The following is a 26,961-nucleotide window of genomic DNA, read 5'->3' on the forward strand; positions in this document are numbered from 1 at the left end:
AATCCAAGTTCGGGGAAATCGCCCGATTTTGCAGTTGTCGGTTCCGCGCCCGCTTCCTAGACGATGCATATGGCCGATACGCTTACCATCACTTTCGCCCAACATAACCAGCGTGTCGGCGATATCGCCGGCAATGCCAAAGCCATGCTGGCCGCGCGTGAACGCGCCAAGGCGGCGGGCGCAGACCTGATCGTGTTCCCCGAAATGCACCTCATCGGCTATCCGCCAGAGGATCTGGTGCTGAAACCGGCATTGATAGAGCGTGCGGCGGCGGAACTGGACCGGCTGGCCAAAGCAACGGACGAGGACGGGCCGGGCATGCTGGTCGGCAGCGTGTTCGTGCGCGACGGGGCGCTGCATAACGGGGTGGCGTTGCTGGATGGCGGGCGCATCACGGCGACGCGTTTCAAACACGAACTTCCCAATTACGGCACGTTCGACGAACAGCGCCTGTTCACCCCCGGCGATCTGCCCGATCCGGTGCTGTTCCGCGGCGCGATGCTGGGCCTGCCCATCTGCGAGGATATATGGCACCCCGATGTGTGCCGCCATCTGGCCGATATGGGCGCGCAGATCCTGATCTGCATCAACGGCAGCCCCTATGAAATCGATAAGGACGTGCTGCGCATCGACGGCGTGGCCAAGCGGCGCGCGATCGATACGGGCCTGCCGCTGGCCTATCTGAACCGCGTGGGCGGACAGGACGAACTGGCGTTCGACGGGGCGAGTTTCGTCATCAACGCCGATGGCACGCTGGCCGCGCAATTGCCCGATTGGGAAGAGGTCGAGATTTCGACCCGCTGGGTAAAGGGGCGCGATGGCTGGTCCTGTGTGCCGGGCGCATTGCACCGGCTGGCCGATCATCCCGAAGATATTTATTGCGCCATGGTCACGGCATTGCGCGACTATGTCGATCATAACGGCTTTCCCGGCGTGCTGCTGGGCCTGTCGGGCGGGATCGACAGCGCGCTATGCGCCGCCGTCGCGGTCGATGCGCTGGGTGCTGACCGCGTGTGGAATGTCATGCTGCCCAGCCGCTTTACCAGTCAGGAAAGTCTGGACGATGCCCAAGCCTGCGCCAGGGCGCTGGGCTGCCGCCTGTCGACCATACCGATCCAGCCTGCGGTCGCCGGATTCGACGCCATGCTGGAGGATGATTTCGCCGACACACAGGTCGACATCACCGAAGAGAATATCCAGTCGCGTATTCGCGGGGTGACATTGATGGCCCTGTCGAACAAGTTCGGCCACATGCTGGTGACGACCGGCAATAAGAGCGAGATGAGCGTCGGCTATGCCACGATCTATGGCGATATGGCGGGCGGCTATAACCCGCTGAAGGACGCCTATAAGACGACCGTGTTCGAACTGGCGAAATGGCGCAACCGCGCCAAGCCCAAGATCGGCAAGGGTCCGCTGGGCGAGGTGATCCCCCAGAACATCATCGACAAGCCGCCCAGCGCCGAATTGCGCCCCGACCAGAAGGACAGCGATTCGCTGCCGCCCTATGACGTGCTGGACGGCATCCTCCACGGTCTGGTGGAACATGAAAAGAGCGTGGACCAGCTGGTCGCAGAGGGTTTCGAGCGTGAGACGGTGCGCCGGATCGAACGCCTGTTGCATCTGGCCGAATACAAGCGGCGACAGGCGCCCCCCGGTGTGAAGCTGGGTGCGCGCAATTTCGGCCGCGACCGGCGCTATCCCATCACGCACAGCTTCCGTTCGGGCTGAATGGCGCTATAGGGCTGGGCATGATCGTTACCCGCTTCGCTCCTTCGCCCACCGGCCATCTTCATGTCGGCAATATCCGCACGGCGCTGCATAATTTCCTGCTGGCCCACAAGGCCAGGGGGCAGGCAGGCGGGCGGTTCATGCTGCGTATCGACGATACCGATGCCGAACGCAGCCGCGAGGATTACGTCGACGCGATCCGCGCCGATCTGGCGTGGCTGGGCCTGAACCCCGATGGCGAGGAGAGGCAGTCGGCCCGGCTGGCGATCTATGATTCTGCCTTTGAACGGCTGAAATCGGCGGGGCGGGTCTATCGCTGTTATGAAACGGCGCAGGAACTGGATCTGAAGCGCAAGATCCTGCTGGGGCGCAAGTTGCCGCCGATCTATGACCGCGCGGCACTGGCGCTGACCGATGACGATCACGCGCGTTTCGCTGCCGATGGCGTGGCTCCGCACTGGCGGTTCAGGCTGGACCATGACGAGCCGATCGCATGGGAAGACGGCGTGCGCGGGGCGCAGCATTTCGATGCGGCATCGATGTCCGATCCGGTGGTGCGCCGGGCCGACGGTTCGTGGCTTTATATGCTGCCCAGCTGTGTCGACGATATCGACATGGGCATCACCGATGTGCTGCGCGGAGAGGACCATGTGTCCAACACAGCGGTGCAAATCCAGATGTTTACCGCACTGGGCGCCACCCCGCCGCGCTTTGCGCATGAGGCTTTGCTGGTCGGTGCCGAGGGTAAGCTGTCCAAGCGGCTGGGATCGACGGGCGTAGCCGATTTCCGCGAACAGGGGCTGGAGCCGATGGCAGTGAATTCGCTGCTGGCGCGGATCGGCACGTCGCAACCGGTCGAAGCGCAGCATGACATGGCGGCGCTGGCGCAGGGGTTCGATCTGACGACATTCGGCCGCGCCCCCGCCCGTTTCGACGAGGCGGAACTGCTGCGCATCAATGCGCAGTTGGTGCATGCGATGGACTACGCCGATGTCGCAGGCCTGCTGCCAGAGGGGATGGACGAAGCAGCATGGCTGACGATCAGACCGAATCTGGAAAAAGTGACCGAGGCGCATGAATGGTGGACGGTCGTGACCGGCCCCGTCGCCGCGCCCGAATTATCGGCAGAGGATGCCGCATTCGCGCAAGCCGCTGCCGATGCGGCGCAGACGCTGGACTGGAACGCAGCCGATAGCGGCGATGGCGCGTGGAAGGCGCTGACCAATGCGTTGAAACAGGCGACGGGCCGCAAGGGCAAGGCGCTGTTCCTGCCGCTGCGACTGGCGCTGACGGGCATGGACCACGGGCCTGACATGAACGCCCTGCTGCCCCTGATCGGTCAGACCCGCACGGTGGAGAGATTGCGGGCGGCGGCATAGCGCCTGCCCGCCGGTCTTACCCGCCGGCGGGAAGCGGTTGCACCACGGGGCGCGATTCCAGCACGGGTTCGGCAGGTTCCGGTGCTTCTGCCGGAGCAGGCTTTTCGGCCGAAACGGCATCGGGGATTTCGGTCTCGGCTTCGGGTTCGGCCTCGAACAGGCCTTCTGCCGCAGCTTCGGAACCGGCCGACCCGTCGATCAGCGTCGTGCTCTGCCGCACGAAATCGGTCTGTTCGGTGACGCCGGTGGGCGTGTCGCTGATCTCGATATCGCAGTTGAATTCAAGCCGCTCGCCAATCTCGCCCAGATCGGGGTTGTGATTGCCCTTCAGCGCCTCGATCTCTGCCGCACGCTGCACCAGATACAGGTCGCGCTCTGCCGCATAGGGGTCGCCGCATTTGTCGCGGACCGATGCGATCTGCGCATCCTTGTCCACTCGGTCGTTCAGCGAATTGAGCGTGCCTGCGGGGATCACGTAATAGGGGCTGTTGAACGGCTTGCCGACAACGGTAGGCAGAAATGCCAGATCGACCGTCCGCCCGACAAGGTCGCGCACAGTGGTCGATCCGATCAGCGGCAGATAGAGATAGGGGCCGGGGCCGACGCCGTAATAGCCCAGCGTATTGGCAAGGCCATTGGGTTCGTATTCCATGCCGAACGGCTCTTTCGCGGCAACATCGAACAGCCCGCCGATCCCAAGAGTAGTGTTGATCGCGAAACGGCCCAGCGTTTTCAGCGCCTTGCCCGGTTTCAGCTGCAACAGATAATGCAGCGCGCTGACCGGTTCGCCCAGGTTCGACAGGAAATTATCCACCCCGTCGCGGACCGGTTCGGGGATGCCGCTGCTATAGGCATCGGCGATCGGTTCGACGACGGCCATATCGACCTTGTCGACCACTTCGTAGCTGAGGGCGTTGATCCGTTCGGCAGGGTCGCCCTTGGGCGCGCCGACTTCGCCCGAGACGATGATTTCGCCCCCGTCGGCCACATCGCCGCCGTCAGAGGGCGGGGTTTCGGGTTCGGTGGCGGCGGGCTGTCCGGCCGATGCCGCTTCTTCGGGAGAGGGGAGGGGCTGTTCGGCGTCCTGCCTAAAGGCAAAGCTCTTGCGTTCCAGCACGCGCAGCACATCGGACGGCAGCGGCGTCGCCACGGCCATCGCGGCGGGCGATCCGCCATTGAGACTTTGGGCGAAACCCGCCTTGCCCGATACCGGCGCATTATCAGCAACACCGGCGCCGCCCATGACAAGCGCCGCCGCCAGACCCGAAATTACCATTCCACCTCACCTGATCCGGCCCGTACGGGGCCGCCCGTCTGTCGCAATTGCCCGATGTGTTCGGGGTAATCCCTCGCGGTAGCAGGATCGTATAAACCGCGAATGAACTCATGCGGTAATGCATAATCGGCCGCTTTGTGCCCATGTCGCACGTAAGCATTTGTATTGAATAGTATTTATGTCACGCGGCGGCTTCCTCGGTCGCTTGCACCGCTTCCAGCAATTTCGCCTCGATCTCTTTCATCCGGCTTTTCGAATGGATCTTGTCGCCCAGAAGATCGGTGACATAGAACGTGTCGGCGGCCCGTTCGCCGTAATTGGTGACATGGGCCGACTGGATCATCAGCCGTTCTTCGAACAGGGCGCGGGCCAGACGGTTCAACAGGGCGGGGCGGTCGCGCGCGCTGACTTCTATCACCGTAAAGCGGTTCGATGCGTCATTGTCGAATTCGATGCGCGGGCGCACGATGAACGCATGGGCGCGCGGGCGCGGCATGGGGCGGGCGGCCAGTTCGGGCACCAGCTCGTTCCGGTGGGCCAGCGAATCCTCGATCGCCTGTTTCAGCCGGTTGATCTGGTGCTGTTCGTGAAACGGGCGGCCCAGCGGGTCCTGAACCAGCAGATTATCGACCGCGACGCCATTGCGGCTGGTGTGGAAACGCGCGTCGATGATGTTTCCGCCCGCAAGATGAATGCCGCCCGCGATGCGGCTGAACAGACCGGGGTGGTCGCCCACGATCACGGTGACCAGCGTAGCGCCGCGGTTTTCCGAATAATGGCACTCGATCGACAGGCTGCGCTGGCCTTGCATCGCGTCGATCTGGCGCAGGTTGGGCACGATCACTTCGGGTGCTTCTGCAATCCAGTAACTGGCCAGCATCGCACTGCCCGCGCTGTCGACCAGTCCGGCGTCATCGCCCAGCAATTCGGCAACTTGCGCCTTCTTTATCTCGACGCCCTTTTCACGGCCCACGCTCTTGTGGCCAAGGCGGATGCGTTCTTCCGCCGCGAAGTAAAGATCGGTCAAAAGCTGGCTTTTCCAGCTGTTCCACACGCCCGGCCCGACCGCGCCGATATCCACCACGGTCAGCACCAAAAGCAGGCGCAACCGTTCGAGCGATTGTACCTCTGCCACGAAATCGGCGATGGTCTTGGGATCGGCCAGATCGCGCTTGAACGCGGTCGCGCTCATCAAAAGATGCTGGCGTACCAGCCATGAGACGAGCTCGGTCTCTTCGTCCTCCAGCCCCAGACGCGGGCCGACTTTCAGCGCATCCTCGGCCCCCAGCACCGAATGGTCGCCGCCGCGCCCCTTGGCGATATCGTGCATCAGCACCGCGACATAGAGCGCGCGGCGATGCTTGATCTTGCCGATAATCTCGGTCGCGGTGGGGCGGCTTTCGGCGCTTTCGCCCGATTCGATGCGGGCCAGCGCGCCGATGGCGCGGATCGTGTGTTCGTCGACCGTGTAATGGTGATACATGTCGAACTGCATCTGCGCGACCACGCGGCCGAATTCGGGCATGATGCGGCCGAACACGCTGGCCTCGTTCATCCAGCGCAGGGCCAGCTCGGGATTGTCGCGGCTGGTGAGCAGGTCGAGGAACAGGGCATTGGCGCGCTTGTCGCGGCGGATCTTGTTGTCGATCAGCCCCGAATCGCGGTCGGCCAGCCGCATGGCATTGGGGTGGACTTCCACCCCTTCGGCATTGGCGAGGGTGAATATCTCGACCAGCCGGACAGGGTCCTGCTGAAAGAAATCGTCGGTTGGCACATTGATGCGGCCGCCCGCTATCTCGAACCCGTGCACATGGCGCGTGCGTTCGCGCAGCCGTGTCATCAGGCTGGGGCGTTTGGACTTGGCGAATTGCTCGTCCAGCTGGGCAAGGAACACGCCGGTCAGACTGCCCACGCGCTTCGCCTGCAGGAAATAGAACCGCATGAACCGCTCGACCGCGCTCTTGCCGGGGCGGTCGACGAAATTCATCCGCGCAGAGACTTCGCGCTGCAGGTCGAAGGTCAGCCGGTCTTCCTCGCGCCCCGTGATCGTGTGCAAATGGCAGCGCACCGCCCAGAAGAAATTCTCAGCACGGCGGAACGCGCGATATTCGGCGCGGGTCAGCAATCCGGCATCGACCAGTTCGGATGCGGTGCGCACCTTATGAATATATTTGCCGATCCAGTACAACGTGTGCAGGTCGCGCAGGCCGCCCTTACCCTCTTTCACATTGGGTTCGACGACATAGCGCGAATCGCCCATGCGCTTGTGCCGCTCCTCGCGCTCCAGCAGCTTTTCGGCAACGAACTGCTTTTCCGATCCCGCGACAACTTCGCTCCAGAACCGTTCGCTCGCCCGTTCGTAGAGCGCCTGATCGCCCCACAGGAACCGCCCTTCCAGCAGGGCGGTGCGGATGGTCAAATCCTGCTTCGCCATCTTGACCATATCGTCGAGGCTGCGGCTGGAATGGCCGACTTTCAGGCCCAGATCCCACAGGAAATAGAGGATCGCCTCGATCACCTGTTCGCACCATGGCGTGTTCTTGATCGGCGTGATGAAGGCGATGTCGACATCGGATTGCGGCGCCATCTCGCCCCGTCCGTACCCGCCGACGGCGAGCAATGTCAGATGCTCGCCCGCGCTGCGGTTGGCGGCGGGATAGACATGGGTGATGACATGATCGTGGATCACGCGGATCAGCTGGTCGACCAGAAACGACTGCGCGGCCGCCATCTTGTGCCCTGCCGACGGCTCGGCCTCCAGCCGCGTGGCGATTTCCTTGCGGCCACTGGCCAGCGCGTCCTTGAAGATGGCAACAAGGGCGGGCCGCTTAACCTTGCCGCCCGCATCCTTGATCGCGGCATCCACGGCGGCGGACAGTTTCCTCCGGTCGATGATGGCGCGCTGGTTGGGAATGCGGGGCTGGCTCATGCAAATCCGTCGATTGGGGGCGGGCCGTGCGGCCCATTGCCTGACATATTGGCCGCACTAGCGCGTTTTCCAAGCCGGGGCCAATCTGCATATGCCCGTCTGCACAGGCAAGCGCGCGGCAGCGCACTCTTTCATAGGGCTGCGCCATGTGCCAAAGAGCGCGCGCCGCGGGACACCAGCATCGCCCGTGCGCCAAATGGAGAAATGCGAGTGTCGCTCGAACTGGCCGCCGCGGCGGCGAATGCGCCGATTTACTGGGAAAACCTGGGTCTGCGCCCGGGAATCGACCTCGGCTTCTTTACGCTGCGCTGGTATTCTCTGGCCTATCTGGCGGGCATTGCGCTGGGCTATTTTCATTTGACGCGCATGATCAAATCCCCCGGCGCGCCGCTGGCGCAGCGCCATGCCGAGGATCTGTTCTTCTGGTGTACGCTGGGCATCATTTTTGGCGGGCGGCTGGGCTATGCCACATTTTACGAACCGTCGCTGTGGGGCGATCCGATGGCTTTACTGTCCGTCTGGAACGGGGGGATGAGCTTTCATGGCGGGCTGATCGGCACGGTGCTGGCAATCGTGTGGGTGTCGTATCGCGGCAAACTCAACTTCATGCGCGTGGCCGATTATATCGCGGTGAATGTGCCCTTCGGCCTGCTGTTCGGACGACTGGCGAATTTCGTGAACGGTGAATTATGGGGCCGCGCCGCGGGGCCGGACGTGCCATGGGCCATGGTATTCCCGCATGGCGGTCCGGTCGCGCGCCATCCCAGCCAGCTTTACGAGGCGCTGCTGGAAGGTCTGGTACTGGGCGTGGTGCTGCTGTGCCTGTTCTGGCTGACGCGGGCGCGCTGGCGCACCGGCCTTTTGGTGGGTGTTTTCACGCTGGGATACGGGCTGTCGCGCTTTACTGTCGAGTTCTTCCGGGAGCCTGACCAGCAACTGGCCGAATTCGCGGTGCGCACCGGGTTTTCGATGGGCCAGTGGCTGACCATGCCGATGATCCTGATCGGGCTGGCGCTGATCGTCACCGCGCTGATCCGCCCCGCGCAGGGAGCCTCCGCCCGCGTCGCATCGGCGTGACGGCGCACGGCGTTGACAGGCCCGGTACAAGCCTGACCGACCGGTTCGCGCGGACCATCGCCCATCTGGGGCCGATTCCGCTGGCGCAATACATGGCCGAGGCGAACGCACATTATTACGCGCACCGCGATCCGCTCGGCGTGGCGGGCGATTTTATCACCGCGCCCGAAATCAGCCAGATGTTTGGCGAGATGCTGGGCGGCTGGCTGGCCGATATCGCGCTGCGGGCGGGCGCGGCAAATGGATGCTATGTCGAATTGGGGGCGGGGCGGGGCACTCTGGCCCGCGATGCGCTGCGCGTGATGAAGGGCGCGGGCCTGACGCAGCCGGTGCATCTGGTCGAAGGGTCGCCGGTTCTGCGCAAGGCACAGGGAGAGCTGCTGGCCGGATATGCCCCCACATTCCACGACAGCGTGGACAGCCTGCCCGAAGACCGGCCTCTGCTGATTCTCGCCAATGAATTTTTCGATGCGCTGCCGGTGCGCCAGCTGATCCGGACGAGCGAAGGCTGGCGCGAAATGGTGGTGGGGATGGCAGGCGGACAGTTCGTGCCCGTGCCCGGCGACCGCCCGATGGATGCGGCGGTGCCCGATGCCCGCCGCGATGCGCCCGAACATACGATCATAGAGGTATGCCCCGCCGCCAGTGCCATCATGCACGAACTGGCAGGCCGGATCGCGAAGCAGGGCGGCGCGATGCTGGCGGTGGATTACGGGCATTTGCAATCCTTCACCGGCTCCAGCCTGCAGGCCGTGCGCGCGCACCGCAAGACCGACCCGTTTACCGATCCGGGCGAGGCGGATCTGACGGCGCATGTCGATTTCGCGGCCTTGGCACAGGTGGCGCAAATGGCCGGATGCCGGATCGACGGCATGGAAACGCAGGGCGAGTTCCTGCTGGCGCTGGGCATTGCGCATCGCGCTGCGGCGCTGGCGCGGGCCAATGCGGATGCCGCGAAACCGGTGGGCGAGGCGCTGGACCGGCTGGTCTCTCCCCAGCGGATGGGGGCGCTTTTCAAGGTTCTGGCGCTGGCCGCACACGACTGGCCGCAAGGGGCCGGCTTCGCGCCTGCGGTACAATAGCGCAAAATCGCTGTTGGAAAATGACGGCATCGTGTCTATGGGGTGCGCGGACCGAGGCTTGCCGTGGCCCTGCTTTTCGTGAATTCTTTGCGAAACGGGACGCGGTCGGACGGGACATTCGTAGCGAAGCGGCGGGGCGCATCCTGTGTTCCGCGCAGTCAGTTCAGGGATTTGGCATGGCAGACGCGACCATCGACACCACAGGGACCGTCGAGGGTACCAGCGAAGGCGAGACCACAGTTCGCCGCCGCGACTTTATCGAGATTGCGGCCGTCAGCGCTGCGGGCGTGGGCGGTCTTGCGGTGCTGTATCCGCTGATCAGCCAGATGGCCCCGTCCAAGGACGTTCTGGCCGAATCCACGACCGAGATCGATTTGTCCGCGATTCAGCCGGGGCAGGCGATCAAGGCTGTTTTCCGCAAGCAGCCGGTATTCGTGCGTAACCTGACCGCCAAGGAAATCGCCGAAGCAGATGCCGTTTCGGTGTCGTCGCTGCGCGATCCGGAATCGCTGGAAGACCGCACGGCCGAGGGCAAGACCAACTGGCTGATCACCATGGGCGTTTGCACCCATCTGGGCTGTGTGCCGCTGGGCGCTGCCGAAGGTGAGAACAAGGGCGAATTTGGCGGCTATTTCTGCCCCTGTCATGGTTCGCACTATGATACCGCAGGCCGCATCCGCAAAGGACCCGCGCCGCTCAATCTGGAAGTGCCCGAATACGCATTCACTTCCGATACCACCGTGGTTCTGGGCTGAGGATAGAGTACGATGAGCTTCCCCTGGGCAAAGCATTACGAGCCGAAGAACCCCGTGATGAAGTGGGTCGACGAGCGCATGCCGCTCCCCCGCCTCGTCTATAACGCGATCGGCGCGGGCTATCCGGTGCCGCGCAACCTCAACTATTTCTGGAACTTCGGCGTTCTGGCCGGTTTCTGCCTCGTTCTGCAGATCGTGACCGGCGTCATCCTTGCGATGCATTACGCGCCGAACGCTCTGGTCGCATTCGATTCGACCGAACACATCATGCGCGACGTCAACTGGGGCTGGCTGATGCGCTATGCGCACGCCAACGGCGCCAGCTTCTTCTTCGTCGTGGTCTATATCCACATCTTCCGCGGCTTCTTCTTCAGCAGCTACAAGGCTCCTCGCGAGATGATCTGGCTGCTGGGCGTGGTCATCTTCCTGCTGATGATGGCGACCGCTTTCATGGGCTATGTGCTTCCATGGGGTCAGATGAGCTTTTGGGGCGCCAAGGTGATTACCGGCCTGTTCGGTGCGATCCCCGTGGTGGGCGAACCGCTGCAGATCTGGCTGCTGGGCGGATTTGCGCCCGACAATGCCGCATTGAACCGCTTCTTCTCGCTGCACTTCCTGCTGCCCTTCGTGATTGCGGGCGTCGTGATCCTGCACATCTGGGCCCTGCATATTCCGGGTTCGTCGAACCCCACGGGTGTCGAGATCAAGTCGGAGTCGGACACGGTGCCGTTCCACCCGTATTACACGGCGAAGGACGGTTTCGGGCTGGGCGTGTTCCTGGTGCTCTATACGCTGTTCGTGTTCTTCATGCCGAACTCGCTGGGCCATCCGGATAACTATATTCCGGCCAACCCGCTTTCGACGCCTGCGCATATCGTGCCCGAATGGTATTTCTGGCCGTTCTACGCGATCCTGCGCGCCTTTACCCAGGACTTCCTGTTCATTCCGGCCAAGCTGATGGGCGTGATCGCGATGTTCGCCGCCATCCTCGTCTGGTTCTTCCTGCCGTGGCTGGACCGTTCGCCGGTGCGTTCGGGCCTGTATCGCCCGCTGTTCAAGAAGTTCTTCTGGTTCGGCCTGATCCCCGCAATGGCAGTGCTGTTCTATTGCGGCGGTGCGCCTGCGGAAGAACCCTATGTGATGCTGAGCCAGATCGCGGCGCTGTATTACTTCGCCCACTTCCTCATCATCCTGCCGCTGGTCTCTTCGTTCGAGACGCCCAAGCCGCTGCCCGGTTCGATTACCGAAGCAGTTCTGGGCAAAGACCAGACCGCGGCTTCGGCCTGAGACTGACGAGACAAGAGAAAGACGCGTAAAGATGGCACGCCTTATTTCAATTTTCGTCGGCCTCGGCTTTGTCGTGGTATTGGCTTACAGCTTCATCGTGGGCGCCTATACGGCCGCGACCGAACCGCACGAACCGACGGCAGAGCACGAGTTCCACCTGCACACCCGCGACGCGCATCTCCAAAGCGCGGGCTGGACCGGCACGTTCGACGTGCAGCAGGTGCAGCGCGGCTATCAGGTTTACAAGGAAGTGTGCTCGGCCTGTCACTCGCTGCGCCACGTTGCCTTCCGCAATCTGGCAGAGCTGGGCTATTCCGAAGCCGAGGTGAAGGCCGAGGCCGCGGCATGGCAGGTTCCGGGTATCGATCCCAATACGGGTGAGGCAAACATGCGTCCGGCGCTGCCGACCGATGCATTCCCCTCGCCCTATCCGAACGCGGTGGCTGCTGCTGCTGCCAACAACAATGCGATCCCGCCCGATCTTTCGCTGATCGCCAAGGCGCGTCATGATGGCGGCAATTATGTTTACTCGCTGCTGACCGGCTATGCCGATGCAAACAGCTATGAACATGACGGCAAGGTTCTGAAGGAAGAATTCCCCGACTTCTCGACCCCGACCGGGCTGCATTTCAACCCCTATTTCCCGAACCTCAACCTCGCCATGGCGCCGCCACTGACCACCGATGGTCAGGTGACCTATGCCGACGGGACCGAGGCGAGTGTCGACCAGATGTCGAAGGACGTGGCAGCGTTCCTGGTCTGGACGGCAGAACCGACGCTGCAAAAGCGCCACCAGACGGGCTTCCCCGTGGTGCTGTTCCTGATCTTTGCCACCGTGCTGGGCTTCCTTGCCTATCGCAACGTGTGGCGGAACGTGAAGCACTAAGGCTTCGCGCTAGGGCACAAGAAAAGGGCCGCCGGTTCATACCGCGCGGCCCTTTTTCTATTCTTGCGAATTTCGTCTTAAACGCCGAATTTGCTGTGATCGGCGATTGACGAAGCCCCCTGCATAATGGCAAGCACCGCGGCGCCGATCAGGCACCGAGCGGGCGGGTATAGCATAGTGGTAATGCTCTAGCCTTCCAAGCTAGCTAGAGGGGTTCGATTCCCCTTACCCGCTCCAGCTCACTCCATGAGGACTTTGTGCGGTCGCCTGGTGTCACCCCGCCCGCCGCGGGAACAAGCGTTCAGTCGTGCGATTTGTCTTTCCGCGCCCCGATCCAGCGGGCAGCGGAAAGCGCAATGCCGAACAAGGTCACGCCCAACCCCAAACCCAGGTTGGTAGGGTCGATGGCTGCGTCTGCAAATGGCAGACTTGCCGAATAGGCACCGCCGATCACTGTCGCGCCTAAACCGACGGCGGAAACGGCAGGTGGCTTCTGCTGATCGATCCTGTCGGTTAGCAGGGGAAGCTGTTCTGGCGCGAATTCCAAGGCCTTTTGGATCGAGCGATTGAGGAAATAGCTGGACAACATCCGGCGCAACTCCGCCAAAAGGAATACGGGTGCCGCCATCACGACTGCGACCAAAGCCAGTTCTTCCATTGATGCTCCTTTCGACAGCCCCTTAAACGTCGTCGGCGCTGATCATTTCGGCACGGTCGATCTCACCCGTCATGACCGCCACGGTGGTCGCCACCGCGGCATCGCCCGACACATTCGTCGTGGTGCGCATCATGTCCATGATCCGATCGACACCCGCGACAAAGGCGATGGTTTCAAGCGGCACGCCCACGCTGGAGAACACCAGCGTCATCATGATCAGCCCCGCCCCGGGAATTCCCGCCGCGCCCACAGCGCCCAGCGTCGCGGTGATCGAGATCATGAAATAATCCGCCCATGAAAGGTCCACGCCGAAAATCTGCGCGCCGAACAATGTCGCCAGCCCCAGATACATTGCCGTGCCGTTCATATTGATCGTCGCGCCAAGCGCGATCACGAAGCTGGCGACCGAATTGGAAACGCCAAGGTTCCGCTCTGCACAGCGTAGCGTGACTGGAAGCGTCGCATTGGAACTGGCGGTAGAGTAGGACACGGCCATGGCATCGACGATGCCGCGAAAGAAATCCCGTACCGGCAGCCGCGCCAGAAATTTGATCATCGCCGAATAGATGCCGAAAATGATCAGCAGGCAGCCAAGGTAATTCAGCCCCACCAGCTTGGCGAGCGAGAGCAGCGCATCGGTGCCGAAACTGCCCGCGACCCACGCCATCAGCGCGAATACGCCAAACGGGGTCAGCTCCATCACGATCATGGTGATTTTTTGCATCACCACCGACCCCGCATCGAAGATTTTCGGCAACGGATGGCCTTCTTCGCCCGCCATCAGAATGCCGATGCCGATCAGCAGGGCAAAGACGATCAGCGGCAGCACATTGACGTCGGCCATCACCTGCACGGGGCTTTGCGGCACGATCGACAACACCATTTCGCGCCAGCTTTGCGTCGCCGCCTCGGGCACGGTGCCCATTTCGATGCGCGACTGGTCCAACCCTTCGCCCGGTTTCAGCAGCGTGCCCATCGTCAGGCCCAGCCACACCGCGATCTGGCCGGTCACTACGAACAGCATCATCGCCCGCCCGCCCACGGCACCCAGCTTGCGCAAGTCGCCGATGGCGGCCACGCCCGATACCAGGCTGAAAAAGATCAGCGGCACGACCAGCATCTTGATCGATGCGATGAAGACGTCGCCCACGATCTTGATGCTTTCCGCCCTCGGACCCCACACCAGCCCCGTGATCACGCCCAGAACCAGCGCGGCGATAACCCGCTGCCACAGCGGAATTCGGAACCAGGTGGAAAGCATAGGCGCGGTGTGATCCCTTTGATGGCCAGTTTCTGCGTATGACCGTTTCAGCGTAAGACTGTTTCAGGGGAAACTTGTGCCCGTGTGCCGCCGTGCCCGCAAGGGGGGCAGACGGTTTGCGCGGCGCGTGATCCCCGCCTAAAGGCGGCTTCCATGCGGATTATCGACAAGATCATTTCGGACCGCGGATCGAAATATGCGGTTTCGGGTGCGCCCTGCGCGTCGGCGGCAGAGGCGGGGGACTTGCTGGCGCAGCTGAAGCGCAACAAGCGTTTCGCCAAGGCCACGCATAACAGCTGGGGCCTGATCTGCGCCGACGGCCCGGTCAAGAATGACGACGGCGAGGCAGGGGCGGGCATGGTGATCCTGCGCATGCTCGAGCGCGAGGGACTGCGCGACCATCTGATCGTCGTCACCCGCTGGTATGGCGGCAAGCATCTGGGCGGCGACCGGTTCCGCCACGTGCAGGATGCGGTGCGGATCTATCTCGAAGGCTTGAGCTAAAGCGAGAGGGCCGCCAGCGCCGCGCGCTCGTAAATCCGGACCAGCGCCTCAAGATCGGGAATGGCGATCGCCTCGTCACGCTTGTGCATGGTGGCATTGCACGGGCCGAATTCGATGACGGGGCACAGGTTTTTCAGGAAGCGGGCATCCGATGTGCCGCCGCTGGTCGACATTTCGGGCTCCACCCCCGTCTCGGCGCGGATCGCATCGGCCAGCAGCGTGCTGAAATCGCCCGGCGCGGTCAGGAACGGCTCGCCGCTGATGACGGGACGGGCCACGCCGCCGTGGCGTTCGGCAATCGCCATCACGCGGGTCGCCAGCTCGTTGCCCGTGTGCCGGTCGTTGAACCGGATCGAGAGCCGCGCTTTGGCGACGGCGGGGATCACATTGGTCGCCGGATTGCCGACCTCAAGATCTGTAATCTCCAGGTTCGATGGCTGGAACCATTCGGTCCCCTCGTCCAGTACCAGCGCGTCCAGCTCGGCCAGCATGGCGACAAGGCGCGGGATCGGATTGGCGGCCAGATGCGGATAAGCGACATGCCCTTCGTTCCCGTGCACTTCCAGCCAGATATTCACGCTGCCGCGCCGCCCGATCTTCATCATGTCGCCCAGCCGGTTCACGCTGGTCGGTTCGCCGACAAGGCACAGATCGGGCCTTATCCCGCGCGCGTCCATGTGTTCCATCAGGGCCAGCGTGCCGAAACGGGCGGGGCCTTCCTCGTCACCGGTGATGATAAAGCTGATCGTCCCCGCCTCTTGCGGGATATTCGCTGCCGCCGCGACCATCGCCGCGATCTGGCTTTTCATGTCGACCGCGCCGCGCCCGAACAGCATGTCGCCGCGCACTTCGGGCGTGAACGGATCGCTGTTCCAGCCATGGCCGGTGGGCACCACGTCAAGATGGCCGGCAAAGGCGAAATGGCGGCTGTTTTCAGGGCCACTGCGCAGCGCCAGCAGGTTTTCGACCGGCCCGTCGGGCGCTTCGCCATCCATGCTGCGCCAGACGGTGAAGCCCAGCGGGTGCAACATCGCTTCCAGCGCGTCGAACACCGCGCCGGTGGCGGGGGTCACGCTGGGGCAGGCGATCAGACGGCTGGCAAGGTCCAGCGGCGAGAGTGTGGCGCTATCGGTCATCGCCGCACCGCCTAGCCCAAGGCGTCACAGTGGGGAAGGGGCCGCGGTGAAGACTGCGGCACGCGGATCAGAAAGGGAGGAACGGCCCGGCAAGGATCAGCGCGGCGGCGCTGCCGGCCACGATCGCAAAGCGCGCAATGCCCGTGGCCACGTGGGCGGTCTGGATTTGGGTAGCGGCGCGGGCGATTCGTTGAGCCATGGGGCGATGATGCGCCCGCAAACCCTACCAAAAGGTAAACAGGGCTTAACTCTCTTTCAGCCAGCGATAGAGCGCGTCGAGGCAACTGCGACCCAGCTGGGACGATCGCTCCGCGCTCCACCCCTGTACCGGATCGGGCAGATCGTCGTGATCCTTGAACGGCATTTCCAGCGTCATCGAGACACAGCCATAGCGCGCTGCAAGCTGGTTGGTCGCCATCGCCGGATTTCCCCGTCCGGCCGGCGTGATGGGATAGCCGTGCCGCGTCTGGAAATCGGGCGTCTGCGCGTCGAGCAGGGCGCTGTAACGGTCGAACCCTGCCTGCTGATGCGGTTGCAGCCCCGCCATCCCCTCAAATCCCGCAAGGAACACGTGGGGAATGGCTTCGTCGCCATGCACGTCGATGGCGAAATGGACGCCCGTTTCATCCATTGCATTGCGGATCGCCAATACCTCGGGCGATTGTTCTGGCGTCGGATTGTCCCATTCGCGGTTGAGGTTGGTCCCAACCGCATTGGTGCGCAAATGGCCCCTGAAAGAACCGTCGGGGTTGCAATTGGGCACGATGTGGAACCGCACCGCCTTGCGCAGTGCACGCGCGACCGGATCGCTGTGGTCGGTCAGCTTGGCGAGCGCACCTTCCATCCACCATTCGGCCATGCTTTCGCCCGGATGCTGCCGCGCGAATAGCCAGACGTGCTTTTCGCCTTCCCCCAGTTCGAGGCAATCGATCGGCCGCCCGTCGAGCGAGTGGCCCAGCACGCGATGGCCGACCCCCTTGGCCGCCGCGCTGCGCGCAACCAATTCCATGTGCCGTTCGAGCGAAAAAGGCGCGAAATAGGCGAACCACGCCAGATCGCCCGATGGCGTGTAACGGATGGTCAGCGTGCCGCCATCCTCGTTCGCGTCGAAACTGCTGGTCGCGCGGTTCCAGTGCAGCCGGTCCTCTGTCACTGCAGCGTGATATCCCGGCCAACCGGCGGGATAGGCCGAGTTGTTGAGATCGCCGATCTTTAGAACCAGCTCGCGTCCGTGTGCGCCGCTGATGCCGAAATGGAACCATTGCTTGAAGGCATTGCCGGGATCGGGGCGCAGTTCCAGCCATGCCTGAGCGCCCGAGATCCGGCGTGTTTCGATATTGCCGCTGTCGAAGGCGGCGTGGATGGCGATGGGCTGCACGGGATATCCTTGAACGGAAGGCTACTTCTGCTTGACGCTATAGCTTTCGCCGTTCTCGCCCGGAAAGTCCACGAACAGCGCCTTGGCCAACGCCTGTGCCGAGGCTGCGGGCTGGGCCAGCTCCTGCTTGGCCGCGACGACCTGTTCGGCGCGCCCTTCCCAGACGGACTGGCCGCTGGCGCGGTCGCGGATCACCACCGACATATGGGTGCCGACCTGTTCGGGCGGCGGGCCCGACAGATCGATGCCAAGGCCGACGCCTACGCCCGATCCATAGCTACCCGTCGATCCGCCGACGCCCACGCTGACGGGGCTGCCATCGCGGCCCGGTTGCCATGTGCTGCGGGTCAGCTTCACCTCTGCCACGCGGGTGCTGCTGCCCGATGCGGCGGGCGTAAAGCCGATGCGTACCAGTTCGGCCAGAACGGCGTCGTGATAGGGCGCGACGGCGAGCGTGGCCCCGCTCTCACCCCCAATCTCTCCGGCGCCAGATGGTGCCGACACGACGGAGATGCTGCCATATTGGCCTGCATTGGCGATTTCGGGTGCGTGAAAACGCGTAACCTGTATCGGTTGAAGCGAGGGTGCGCAGCCGCCCAGCATGGCGCTGGCCAGCACGGCGGGTATCAGGGTGGATCGCGTGAAATTTGTCGTCATCGGCTGTCCGCCTCTTGCAAAGCCCGCGCGTTGCGAGCCGTCAGTCAGTGGAAACTGGCCCCAAAGCGGCGTCAGTTCAAGCCATTAGGGACAGCGATACCGTTCGAAGCGGTCGGTCAGGGCGCAAGGAACAGGATCAGCGGCACCGCAAGGAACAGGGCAATCACTGCCATGCGCGGCAGCCACATGCGGCACCAGTCGCGGATATGGCCGAAATCGCGGATTTCCTTGTATTCCGCCTCCACAATGGCGTTCGCCTCGCGGTGGCGGCGCTGCGCGCGCGAATGTTTAAGCCGCTGGAACCGGCCCGTATCGTATCCGGCCGCATCGTCGGGCTGGGCGGAAAAGCGGTTCGAAATCCCGTCGAAGAACGAGGTAAAGCGGTGATGCTCCTCGCGATAGCGGCCGTCGGACGTCACGACCAGCGTACGGCTGGATGCCTCTGCCACCATGGTCGAACCGTCGCCGTCCTGCCACCAGCGCGATCCGCATTCGCCGCAGCGCATGGCACGGCCATCGCCCCCGACCAGATCGGAAGGGATGCTAAAGGCTTTGTCACATTGGCTACAGGTCACGCGCATGATGAGAACCGTTTGCTTTCAATAGCATTGGCTTTCAAGCGACCTGCCCGATCTTTACCGCCTTTTGCTGTGAGTTTAAACCAGAGCATTAATGCTACTCATTCCGCATAGGTAGTCCGCTTTCGACCTTTCGGAGAAGACGGGGCTGGGGCAAAATCGGCAATATGGAAGAACATATCCAGCCGAGTCCCGCGATGGCGGACGACGTGCCTGCCACAGCGGAACCCGCAGGACCGCTCTTGCGCAGCGCGCGTGCGTTCGGCATCGGCCTGCCTGTGTTGCTGGCGGGCGTGGCGATGGTCGCATATTGGCCCGATGGTGGCACAAATGGTGCCAAACCGGGCGTTCCAGCGGCCAAAGCAGCGCCCGTCACCGTTCCGACCCCTGCGATAGAGGTCGCGGCGGACGAGACAAGCGCCCTCAAAATCATGGAAATCGACGAGGAGAGCGCGGCGGAGCTGAACGCGACGCGGCCCTTCGACGGCAAGCCCGAAATCCCCGGCGCATTCCGCTTCGCCGCTGGTGCGGACGACCGCGTGCGTGCGACCGACTGCCTTGCCGCCGCCGCTTTTTACGAAGCGGGGGTCGACCGCGAAGGCCAGCGCGCTGTGGCACAGGTCGTGTTGAACCGTGTGCGCCATCCGGCCTATCCGAAAACCGTTTGCGAAGTCGTGTTCGAAGGGGCGGAACGCAAGACCGGCTGCCAGTTCACCTTTACCTGCGATGGCGCGCTGCGCCGCCGCCCCAGCGAGGTGCAGTGGCGCGCCGCGCAAAAGGTGGCGAGCGAGGCTCTGGCAGGATCGGTCGACAAATCGGTCGGCACCGCCACGCATTATCACGCGGACTATGTAGTCCCCTATTGGAGCCCGAACCTGCAGAAAATCGCGCAGGTCGGACCGCATATCTTCTATCGCTGGCCGGGCGGCTTCGGAAGTCGCCGGGTCTTCCGTGACCAAGGCAAGCGCGAGGAGCCGCAAATCGCCAAGCTGGCGTGGCTGTCGAACCATCGCGCCATGGACGATGCCGAAGCGCCCACCGGACCCGAACCGCAGAGCTTTGCCGAAATGGTCGGTTCATTGCCCCCGTCGCAGGCAGGGCAGACCGCCGGACGGCGCATCGTGCTGGGTCTGGACATGAAACAGCCGTCGGGCCGCTGGGCAATGACCGCGCTCGACAGCTGTGGCGGCAGGGCGGATTGCCAGGTCGTCGGCTATCCCGCTGGCCGCGCGGCAGAGGGGCGACCCGCGTTTCTTTATACGCGAGACGGCAATTCCGGCCTTGACCGCGCATTGTGGGACTGCCGGACCGTCACGCGCCCTTCGGCGGACCAGTGCCTGCCCGAGGACGACGCGGCGCTGAGACATCTGATGCGTGATCGCAGTCGCCTAGCCGCCAATTAGATAACAGGCTTATCAACTGCGAGCCAACAAAAAGGCGGCGCGGTCCCCCCGAACCGCACCGCCTTTCAATGGCGTAATTCGCTGCGGCTTACATCGCCAGCAGCTGTGCACCCATCGGCGAATGAGCGCCTACGCTTTTGTTCGTGGCCCAGATCGCCGCCTGCGTGCGATTGCCGACTTTCAGCTTGCGCAGGATCGCCTTGACGTGAACCTTTACAGTCGCTTCGCTGACATCCAGCGAACGGGCGATCACCTTGTTCGAATGGCCAGCCATCAGGCAGCACAGAACATCCGTTTCGCGCTGCGAAAGATTGGCCGAATCCAGCGCTTTTTCGGCACCAGCGGGATCGGAAAAGCTGATCGCCTGCCCTTCCAGAGCGTCGATGATGTTCGGCGGGACGATCTTCTGCCCCTGCGCAGCCAGCTTGAGCGTGGTGACTAGCGGGACATAGTCCATGTCCTTGACCAGATAGGCATGGGCACCGGCGCGGAAAGCATCCAGCATGACGCGCATATCAAGCATATCGACCAGAAGCACGCATTTCAGCGTGGGGTTCTGGGCCAGAATTGACTGGACCGCGCCCACCGCGTCGGTGGTGACATCGGTATCGACAACCGCCAGCGCATCGGCATCGGTGGCCGCCCAGTCGATATCGCGCACATCGGCGGCCGAGGACAGCACTTCGAATTCGGAAGCGGACAGAATACGTGCAAGCCCTTCACGCTGAAGCGGATTGCGGCAAACAAGAGATACGAGATCGGACATTTAGAAACCCCCACATGCGAGCCGAGTGAACGGCGTTAACGTCGCGAGCGGATGATCGTTTCAGACCCCGATCCCCCCCAGGAGAGGTCGAATCATCCGTTCGCAGTCGCAAAAAAAGGGAATCCGTCGAAAAACGCAATTTCAAAAGTTTACGGATTTTTAATGTCCCGATCTGGGACAATCAAAGGAACGATTCCTCGATCATCACAGTGTCGCCCGGAGCGATCATAAGTGGCTCGTCAGTAAGCTTAATCGTGCGGGGCGACGACCATGCGGCTCGCTGCAGAACAACCATTGTTTTGTTCGCGCGCGGCGTAAAACCACCAGCCTTGGCGATCGCCTGAAAGAAAGTGAGGTCCGGCGAATAGGGATATTCACCGGGCTGCGAAACCTCGCCAAGAACATAGACGGGGCGATAGGCCAGCACTTCGACCGATACCTTGGGGTCGAGCACATAGCCGCCCGACTTCAGTTCGGCGCCGATCAGCGCGGCGACCTCGTTCGGGGTTTTGCCCGTTACGGCAACCTTTTCGATCAGCGGCATCGCCAGATTGCCTGCACTGTCGACCTGAAATTCGTTCGTCAGCGAGGGTTCGTCAAAAACGGTGATCTTGAGATTGTCGCCCGCTGCGACGGCATAGCCCGAGCTGACGGACTTATTCGCTTCCGACACGCTGGCCGTAGGATAACCGGTGCTGGCGCAGCCGGAAAGGCCGAGGCCAGTGATGGCGATCGCGCCCGATACAAGCGCCGCGCGCAGAAACCGGCGGCCCGAAACCGCAGCGGTGCGGCGAAGATCGGCAGGCAAGGTCATCTCTATTCTCCCGTCGAAACAGATGGTTGCGAATCCCCGTCATAGGAGCCGCATGCACGAACATTAGGGTTGTCGAGTTATTTCAACCATTACCAATCGGAGACAACCCCTTTTGCCTTGGCGGATCGCTCCACCGGATAGGCAGGGGTAGTTCCTATGCGCGTTTGCCCGAAAGCGTAAGGCGGGCAATCATGTGACGTAGATTGACGTAACATGGATTCTGCATTGCCTGACTGCTTCACCCTCGATTCCTGCCTTTATGACAGTGCCTCGGCATCGCATGTGCGGTGTACGATTCGCGCTGTTCGAACAGGCGGTCTGTGGGGCGATCGCGATTCGGCAGTGAAAGCGGCGCCCTTGCGTTCGGGCATAGTTTCGGCGGGCAAAGCGCCATCTGCGGCGGACGTTGCGGCCCCAGGCCAACAGTTGAAACGCACGGGTGGCATGGTCGGAAGGCGTGTTTTTCCTAGATTTACCAATGCATTGATTTCATGTTGGCCGGGCGTGTGCATCCGTTTTGCTGGACAGCAACCCGCGAACGATAGAAACCGCTCCTTTACAGTTAACGCCTATAGCGGCGCGGCATTTGGCCGCGAGGCAGATTGCGGGGCCAGTATCTCTGCCTTGCGGATGGGTGGCAAGTATCAAAAGAGTTACGACTTTTGGGGGTCTAAGATCATTCTGAAGAATAGGGAGGGCCAGGCGGCCCGCACGTTCACTCGCGGTTTCAAACACAGTCTGCGCCGTACGGTGTCGGACCGGAGCCTGTTTTCGCGCCCTGCGGCACGCACCGCTGCCGCCATAGCGGCGGCAGTTGCGATGCAGACGGCCGCGCATGCGCAGCCGCTCGATGTCGATACGCCCGAAAGCCTGCTGCTGCGTCCGGAGACCGATGGCGTGCGCACAGGCAATGTGCTGATCCTTCCGCGTATCGAATATGATATCGAACACGACACCAATATCTATAACACCGACAGCTTTGAGGTTGAGGACACGCTTGCCGTCTTTCGCCCGAGTGTCACGGTAAGGCCCGACCTTGCGCGTCACGAAATCGCGCTTGAGGCCGACGCCATGTTGCGCCGCTATTTCGATACGACAAGCGAGAATTCGGACCAGTGGGGCGTTGCTGCCCGCGGGCGGCTGGATTTTGCCGAACGTACATCGGCCGATGCCTCGGTGCGCTATGCGCAAAGGATCGAGGCGCGCGGCACTTACGGCGACCAGTTCCTGACCGACGAGCCGCTGGCCTATGACGTGTTCGAGGTGCGCGGCGGGCTCCAGCGTACCGGGGGCGTGCTGGAACTGCGCGCTGGCGGCAATTTTTCCAAGGTGCGCTATGACGATGCCACGCTGGACGGGGTGGAACAGCCCAGCGATTGGCGTGACGAGAATACGCTGGGTGGCTTTGTCCGGGCAGACTACGAAGTGTCGGGCAAGCTGCGCACTTTTGTCGAGCTGAACGCAAGCCAGATCGATTACCAATCCAGCCCTGACGATACGCCGCGCGACTCGAACGGTTATGGCGTTCTCGTCGGCCTGCGGACCGAGGTGTCGGATCTGGTCGATGCCGAAGCGGCCATCGGCTATACGCATCGCAGCTTTGACGATCCTGCGGTCGAGAATTTCGACGGCTTCAACTTCCGCGTGTCGGGCCGCTGGACGCCTACTCCGCGCTGGCTGTTCGGGCTGGAAGGTGCACGGACTTTCGAACGCTCGCCGCAAGTGAATGTACCCGCCGTGCTGCAGACGCGCTTGCGTGCCGTCGCACAGCGCAGCCTTGGCCGCCGCATGCTGACGGGATTCGAAGTGACTTATGACAACTGGGACTATCAGGGCATCGACCGTGACGAGGCGCGCGTAGGCGGCGAGCTGACGCTGCGCTATCTAATCATCGACGAGATAACGGCCATCGCCGGTGCGGGCTATCGCAAGCAGACCGGTTCGGGCGTCGATGTCCCGCGCGAATACGAGGGGGCCAGCTTCCGCGTCGGCCTGTCGATAACGCTTTGATCCCGGCAACCCGCCTTTACGCCACGGCACATGCTGAGGCCTTCCCGAACCGATCAGGTCAGATTGTGGAATGGACATGCCCATGAACGTCTCTCAGCAGATTATGCAGCCGGGCATGCCTGGCCGGGCGCTTGTAGAGGTGGGGGACCAGCTTCCCGCTCATACCGACCGTGTCGATATTTCGAAGTCGATCTCTTTCCTGCAGCGGCATTTCTGGCTGATCGGGGCGGTGATCGCGGCTTGCATGCTGCTTGGCGCGCTCTATTCGGTGCTGGCGGAAAAGACCTATACGGCCACGGCTGTCACCAGCCTTGAAACATCGAACGAAGAGCTGATCAACACCGACGGTCAACAGAATAGCGCCGCTCCCGATCTGTCGGCCGCTTTCGTAGAGACGCAGGTGGAGATTATCTCTTCGCGCGAAATGGCAACGCGTGTCGCAACCGCGCTGGAAATGCTGGAAGGGTTGAGCGCTGCCGATCAGCGCGAGCTTATCGATACTCTTCAGGAAAACGTCGGCGCGGGCCGAACGGGCGAAAGCTATGCGCTTTCGATCTCTTTCGATGCGCCGACTCCCGAAGATGCGGCCAGGATCGCAAATGAATATGCCCGCCAGTTTACCTTGTGGAACGTGCTGGCAACCCAGACCCGCGCGGGCGAGGCCATGGGCACGATCAGCGAGCGGCTGGAGGAATTGCGTGCGCAGGCACAGGCCGATACCGCGGACCTGCAAAGCTATCGCATCGCCAACGACCTTCTCTCTACATCGGGCAGTTCGCTGACCGAACAGGAAATCTCGAGCTATAACCAGGAAGTGACCCGCGCACGCGCCGCTGCTTCCGAAGCACAGGCGCGGCTGAACACGGCCACGGCGCAATTGCGCAGCGGGTCGAGCGGCGAGGACGTTGGTGCCGCGCTGGGTTCGGGCGTGATCGGTTCGCTGCGTGCGCAGGAATCGACTCTGGCCGGACAGGTTGCGAATCTGTCGGCCCGCTATGGTCCCAATCATCCCGAACTGGTCCGCACCCGCAATGAACTGGACGAGGTTCGCCAGCGCATCCAGGCCGAAATCAACCGCGTCATTTCGAATCTGCGGGCAGAGCGCGACGTCGCCAACCAGCGCCTCGGTTCGCTGACCGGATCTTTGGGTGCGGCTCAGGCCAAGCTGTCGCGTTCGAACGCGGCCATGGTCGGGCTGAGCGAGCTGGAGCGCAAGGCCGAGGCATCTCAGGGCCTGTATGAAGCCTATCTCTCGAGCTATAAGCAATTGCTCGCCGCCGAGGGGACCGAACGGCCTAATGCGCGCATTATTACGCTCGCAGAAGTTCCCGCCAAGCCGAGTGCGCCCAATACGGTGCTGAACATGGCGCTGGCCTTGGTCTTGGGTGTGGGCTTGGGCGTTTTCGCTGCGATGATCGCCGACGCGACCGCCAAGGGCATTTCCACCCCCGAACAGATCGAGCAGGAGCTGGGCCAGAACTATCTTGCCTCGATCCCGCTGCTTCAATCGGTGTCAAAGGGTACAAACGGCGTGGGCGCTGTTCTGGAAGAGCCGCGCTCGCCCTTTACCGAGGCGTTCCGGTCGCTGATGATCGCGGTAGAGCAGCAATGCGATACCCCGCCGCAAGTGATTGCGATTACCTCGACCTTGCCCAAGGAAGGCAAGACGGTCACCTCGACCTGCCTTGCGCAAATGCTGGCGATGCAGGGACATCCGACGCTGCTGGTCGATTGCGACTATGTAAAGCGCGGCGTATCGCGCCTTCTGAACCTTTCGGACGAGACGCAGGGCCTGCTTGACGTGCTGTCGGGCAAGGCAACCCTGTCCGAGGCAATCCGCCACGGCAAGGAAGGCTTGGCCATCCTGCCCATCGTTTCGACCAGCGAACGGGCGGAATCGTTGATGAGCGGGCCGGAGTTCGAAGAATTCCTGACCGCGCTGCGGCAGGGTTTTAAATATGTGATCCTCGATCTTCCTCCGGTGCTGCCGATCGCCGCGACCCGCTCGATCGCGCAATATGCCGATACAACGATCATGTTGGCGCGCTGGCGCAGCACTACCGTTCAGGCGGTGCAGGCTGCGATCCGTCAGCTGCCGCGCGGCCGGGTGTCGCGTGCGGGGATTGCGCTGACGCAGGTCGATCTGCGCAAGCGGAGCCTGTTTTCCAAGCGTGACCCCAATTTCTATTACAAGGAATACCGGGAGTATTACGCGTGAATGCGGTCCAACCCGTAACATTCCACCGCGGTGACGATGCGCCCCGGCCGCGCTTTTCGGTGCCGCGCGTTGCCATCGTTCACTATTGGCTGGTATCCATGCGCGGCGGGGAACGCGTGCTCGAACGGCTGTTGCGCCTGTTCCCGCAGGCCGACATATTTACCCACGTCTATGATCCGGCGAAAATGTCCAACGCCATCAACGAGGCGAAGGTCACGACCAGCTTCATCAACAAGATGCCGATGAGCCGGAAGTGGTATCAGTATTACCTGCCGCTGATGCCCATGGCGCTGGAGCAGTTCGATCTGAACGGTTACGATCTGATCATTTCGTCGGAAAGCGGTCCGGCCAAGGGCGTGATCACCGATCCGACAAGCCATCACATGTGCTATTGCCACTCGCCCATGCGCTATTTGTGGGACCATTATCACCAGTATCGCAAGGGCGCGAACCCGCTGGCGCGGGCGGCGATGCCGATGATGTATCACAAATTGCGCGAATGGGACGTATCGTCCAGCGCGCGGGTCGATAACTTCGTCGCCAATTCCAATTTCATCCGCCAGCGCATCATGAAGAACTGGCGGCGTGAGGCGGATGTCGTCCATCCGCCGGTGGAAACGAACCTGTTCACGGCCTCGACCGAAATTGACGATCATTATCTGTGGGTCGGCCAGATGGTCCCCTACAAGCGGCCCGATCTGGCCGTTGCCGCATTCAATGCCAGTGGCAAGCCGTTGTTGATGGTGGGCACCGGCGGGATGGAAAAGCATCTGAAAAAGATCGCCAAGGCGAACATCAAATTTGTCGACCGCCTGAATTTCGACGAGCTGCGCCGCGCCTATGCGCGCGCGCGCGCGCTGGTGTTCACCGCGGAAGAGGATTTCGGGATTGTTCCGGTCGAGGCCATGGCGTCGGGCCGTCCCGTTTTGGGGTTCGGTCGCGGCGGCATTCTCGACAGCGTGGTGCATAACCACACCGGCATCTTCTTCGACCGGCAGACGCCCGAATCGCTGGCCGCCGGGATCGAGGAGATGGAGAACTGGCTGCCCCATTTCAATCCGTCCGACGCCGTCAGCCACGCGCAAAACTTCGCGCCGGAACGGTTCGACCAGCAGATCCGGCAACTGACCAAGCAATATAGCTGATGCGAGCGTACCCCGCTTGCGCTAGGCTTGG

Annotated in this window: 23 protein-coding genes and 1 tRNA gene; 13 read left to right on the forward strand and 11 right to left on the reverse strand. The window is 62.5% G+C overall.

All coding sequences use genetic code 11. The features are described 5' to 3' along the window. Positions 1-69 precede the first annotated feature (69 nt). Both LOZ77_RS15635 and gltX read left to right on the forward strand, forming a co-directional pair. Positions 70-1,731, forward strand: a complete 1,662-nt coding sequence (locus LOZ77_RS15635) for an NAD+ synthase (RefSeq protein ID WP_230279898.1) — start codon at positions 70-72, stop codon at positions 1,729-1,731. A 20-nt stretch (positions 1,732-1,751) separates the two neighbouring features. Further along, positions 1,752-3,110, forward strand: a complete 1,359-nt coding sequence (gene gltX / locus LOZ77_RS15640; protein ID WP_230279899.1) for a glutamate--tRNA ligase — start codon at positions 1,752-1,754, stop codon at positions 3,108-3,110. Positions 3,111-3,126: 16 nt separating this feature from the next. Here the strand turns inward: gltX and LOZ77_RS15645 are convergent, their stop codons facing one another. After that, positions 3,127-4,386: a VacJ family lipoprotein gene (locus tag LOZ77_RS15645; protein ID WP_230279900.1), complete on the reverse strand. Its 1,260-nt coding sequence runs from the start codon at positions 4,384-4,386 to the stop codon at positions 3,127-3,129. 181 nt (positions 4,387-4,567) lie between these two features. After that, a complete protein-coding gene (locus LOZ77_RS15650; protein WP_230279901.1) occupies positions 4,568-7,315 on the reverse strand; it encodes a [protein-PII] uridylyltransferase in 2,748 nt (915 codons plus the stop codon). 204 nt (positions 7,316-7,519) lie between these two features. Between LOZ77_RS15650 and lgt the strand changes: the two genes are divergently transcribed. The 6 genes from lgt to LOZ77_RS15680 all read left to right on the forward strand — a co-directional run bounded on the left by lgt (position 7,520) and on the right by LOZ77_RS15680 (position 12,639). Then, positions 7,520-8,392: a prolipoprotein diacylglyceryl transferase gene (gene lgt, locus LOZ77_RS15655; RefSeq protein ID WP_230279902.1), complete on the forward strand. Its 873-nt coding sequence runs from the start codon at positions 7,520-7,522 to the stop codon at positions 8,390-8,392. Continuing rightward, positions 8,389-9,474, forward strand: a complete 1,086-nt coding sequence (locus LOZ77_RS15660; protein WP_370638024.1) for a class I SAM-dependent methyltransferase — start codon at positions 8,389-8,391, stop codon at positions 9,472-9,474. The genes lgt and LOZ77_RS15660 overlap by 4 nt, the downstream gene beginning before the upstream one ends. 176 nt (positions 9,475-9,650) lie before the next feature. Continuing rightward, complete coding sequence (gene petA / locus LOZ77_RS15665) at positions 9,651-10,229, forward strand: ubiquinol-cytochrome c reductase iron-sulfur subunit (protein WP_230279903.1); 579 nt, start codon at positions 9,651-9,653, stop codon at positions 10,227-10,229. 12 nt (positions 10,230-10,241) lie between these two features. After that, complete coding sequence (locus LOZ77_RS15670) at positions 10,242-11,516, forward strand: cytochrome b/b6 (RefSeq protein ID WP_230279904.1); 1,275 nt, start codon at positions 10,242-10,244, stop codon at positions 11,514-11,516. Positions 11,517-11,547: 31 nt separating this feature from the next. After that, positions 11,548-12,402, forward strand: a complete 855-nt coding sequence (locus LOZ77_RS15675) for a cytochrome c1 (protein ID WP_230279905.1) — start codon at positions 11,548-11,550, stop codon at positions 12,400-12,402. 163 nt (positions 12,403-12,565) lie between these two features. Further along, positions 12,566-12,639, forward strand: a tRNA-Gly gene (locus LOZ77_RS15680). A gap of 64 nt (positions 12,640-12,703) precedes the next feature. Here the strand turns inward: LOZ77_RS15680 and LOZ77_RS15685 are convergent. Together LOZ77_RS15685 and LOZ77_RS15690 are read right to left on the reverse strand one after the other, a co-directional pair. Next, positions 12,704-13,060, reverse strand: coding sequence for a hypothetical protein (locus LOZ77_RS15685; protein WP_230279906.1), 357 nt, complete (start codon positions 13,058-13,060; stop codon positions 12,704-12,706). Positions 13,061-13,082: 22 nt separating this feature from the next. Next, positions 13,083-14,321, reverse strand: a complete 1,239-nt coding sequence (locus tag LOZ77_RS15690) for a dicarboxylate/amino acid:cation symporter (protein ID WP_230279907.1) — start codon at positions 14,319-14,321, stop codon at positions 13,083-13,085. 153 nt (positions 14,322-14,474) lie between these two features. On the opposite strand from LOZ77_RS15690, the gene LOZ77_RS15695 reads away from it, so the two are divergent. Further along, entirely contained in the window at positions 14,475-14,825 is a 351-nt protein-coding gene (locus tag LOZ77_RS15695; protein ID WP_230279908.1) for a YigZ family protein, read from the forward strand. Here the strand turns inward: LOZ77_RS15695 and dapE are convergent. From dapE to LOZ77_RS15715, 5 genes are all read right to left on the reverse strand, one after another. Next, positions 14,822-15,961: a succinyl-diaminopimelate desuccinylase gene (dapE, locus tag LOZ77_RS15700; RefSeq protein WP_230279909.1), complete on the reverse strand. Its 1,140-nt coding sequence runs from the start codon at positions 15,959-15,961 to the stop codon at positions 14,822-14,824. The two genes, LOZ77_RS15695 and dapE, sit on opposite strands and share 4 nt — an antisense overlap. 67 nt (positions 15,962-16,028) lie before the next feature. Then, positions 16,029-16,160, reverse strand: a complete 132-nt coding sequence (locus LOZ77_RS17870) for a hypothetical protein (protein ID WP_255671141.1) — start codon at positions 16,158-16,160, stop codon at positions 16,029-16,031. Positions 16,161-16,205: 45 nt separating this feature from the next. Further along, positions 16,206-17,339 (reverse strand): M14-type cytosolic carboxypeptidase, encoded by a 1,134-nt coding sequence (locus LOZ77_RS15705; RefSeq protein ID WP_230279910.1) that lies wholly within the window; start codon positions 17,337-17,339, stop codon positions 16,206-16,208. Positions 17,340-17,360: 21 nt separating this feature from the next. Continuing rightward, entirely contained in the window at positions 17,361-17,996 is a 636-nt protein-coding gene (locus LOZ77_RS15710; protein WP_230279911.1) for a DUF4136 domain-containing protein, read from the reverse strand. Between the two features lie 116 nt (positions 17,997-18,112). Then, positions 18,113-18,577 carry a zinc-ribbon domain-containing protein gene (locus LOZ77_RS15715; protein WP_230279912.1) on the reverse strand — a complete coding sequence of 155 codons (465 nt, stop codon included), beginning with the start codon at positions 18,575-18,577 and terminating at the stop codon, positions 18,113-18,115. A 164-nt stretch (positions 18,578-18,741) separates the two neighbouring features. Here LOZ77_RS15715 and LOZ77_RS15720 point away from each other — a divergent pair, with 164 nt between their 5' ends. Further along, positions 18,742-19,977, forward strand: coding sequence for a cell wall hydrolase (locus LOZ77_RS15720; protein WP_230279913.1), 1,236 nt, complete (start codon positions 18,742-18,744; stop codon positions 19,975-19,977). An 88-nt stretch (positions 19,978-20,065) separates the two neighbouring features. Here the strand turns inward: LOZ77_RS15720 and LOZ77_RS15725 are convergent, their stop codons facing one another. Both LOZ77_RS15725 and LOZ77_RS15730 read right to left on the reverse strand, forming a co-directional pair. Beyond that, a complete protein-coding gene (locus LOZ77_RS15725) occupies positions 20,066-20,743 on the reverse strand; it encodes a response regulator transcription factor (protein WP_230279914.1) in 678 nt (225 codons plus the stop codon). Between the two features lie 181 nt (positions 20,744-20,924). Beyond that, positions 20,925-21,557, reverse strand: coding sequence for a polysaccharide biosynthesis/export family protein (locus LOZ77_RS15730; protein WP_230279915.1), 633 nt, complete (start codon positions 21,555-21,557; stop codon positions 20,925-20,927). A 750-nt stretch (positions 21,558-22,307) separates the two neighbouring features. Between LOZ77_RS15730 and LOZ77_RS15735 the strand changes: the two genes are divergently transcribed. From LOZ77_RS15735 to LOZ77_RS15745, 3 genes are all read left to right on the forward strand, one after another. Beyond that, positions 22,308-23,567 carry an outer membrane beta-barrel protein gene (locus tag LOZ77_RS15735; protein ID WP_230279916.1) on the forward strand — a complete coding sequence of 420 codons (1,260 nt, stop codon included), beginning with the start codon at positions 22,308-22,310 and terminating at the stop codon, positions 23,565-23,567. 82 nt (positions 23,568-23,649) lie between these two features. Beyond that, positions 23,650-25,785, forward strand: coding sequence for a Wzz/FepE/Etk N-terminal domain-containing protein (locus LOZ77_RS15740; RefSeq protein ID WP_230279917.1), 2,136 nt, complete (start codon positions 23,650-23,652; stop codon positions 25,783-25,785). Then, entirely contained in the window at positions 25,782-26,930 is a 1,149-nt protein-coding gene (locus LOZ77_RS15745) for a glycosyltransferase (protein WP_230279918.1), read from the forward strand. Before LOZ77_RS15740 ends, LOZ77_RS15745 begins: the two co-directional genes overlap by 4 nt. The last annotated feature ends 31 nt before the right edge of the window (positions 26,931-26,961 follow it).

This window comes from Croceicoccus sp. Ery15, assembly GCF_020985305.1.
In the GTDB taxonomy this organism is placed as follows: Bacteria; Pseudomonadota; Alphaproteobacteria; order Sphingomonadales; family Sphingomonadaceae; genus Croceicoccus.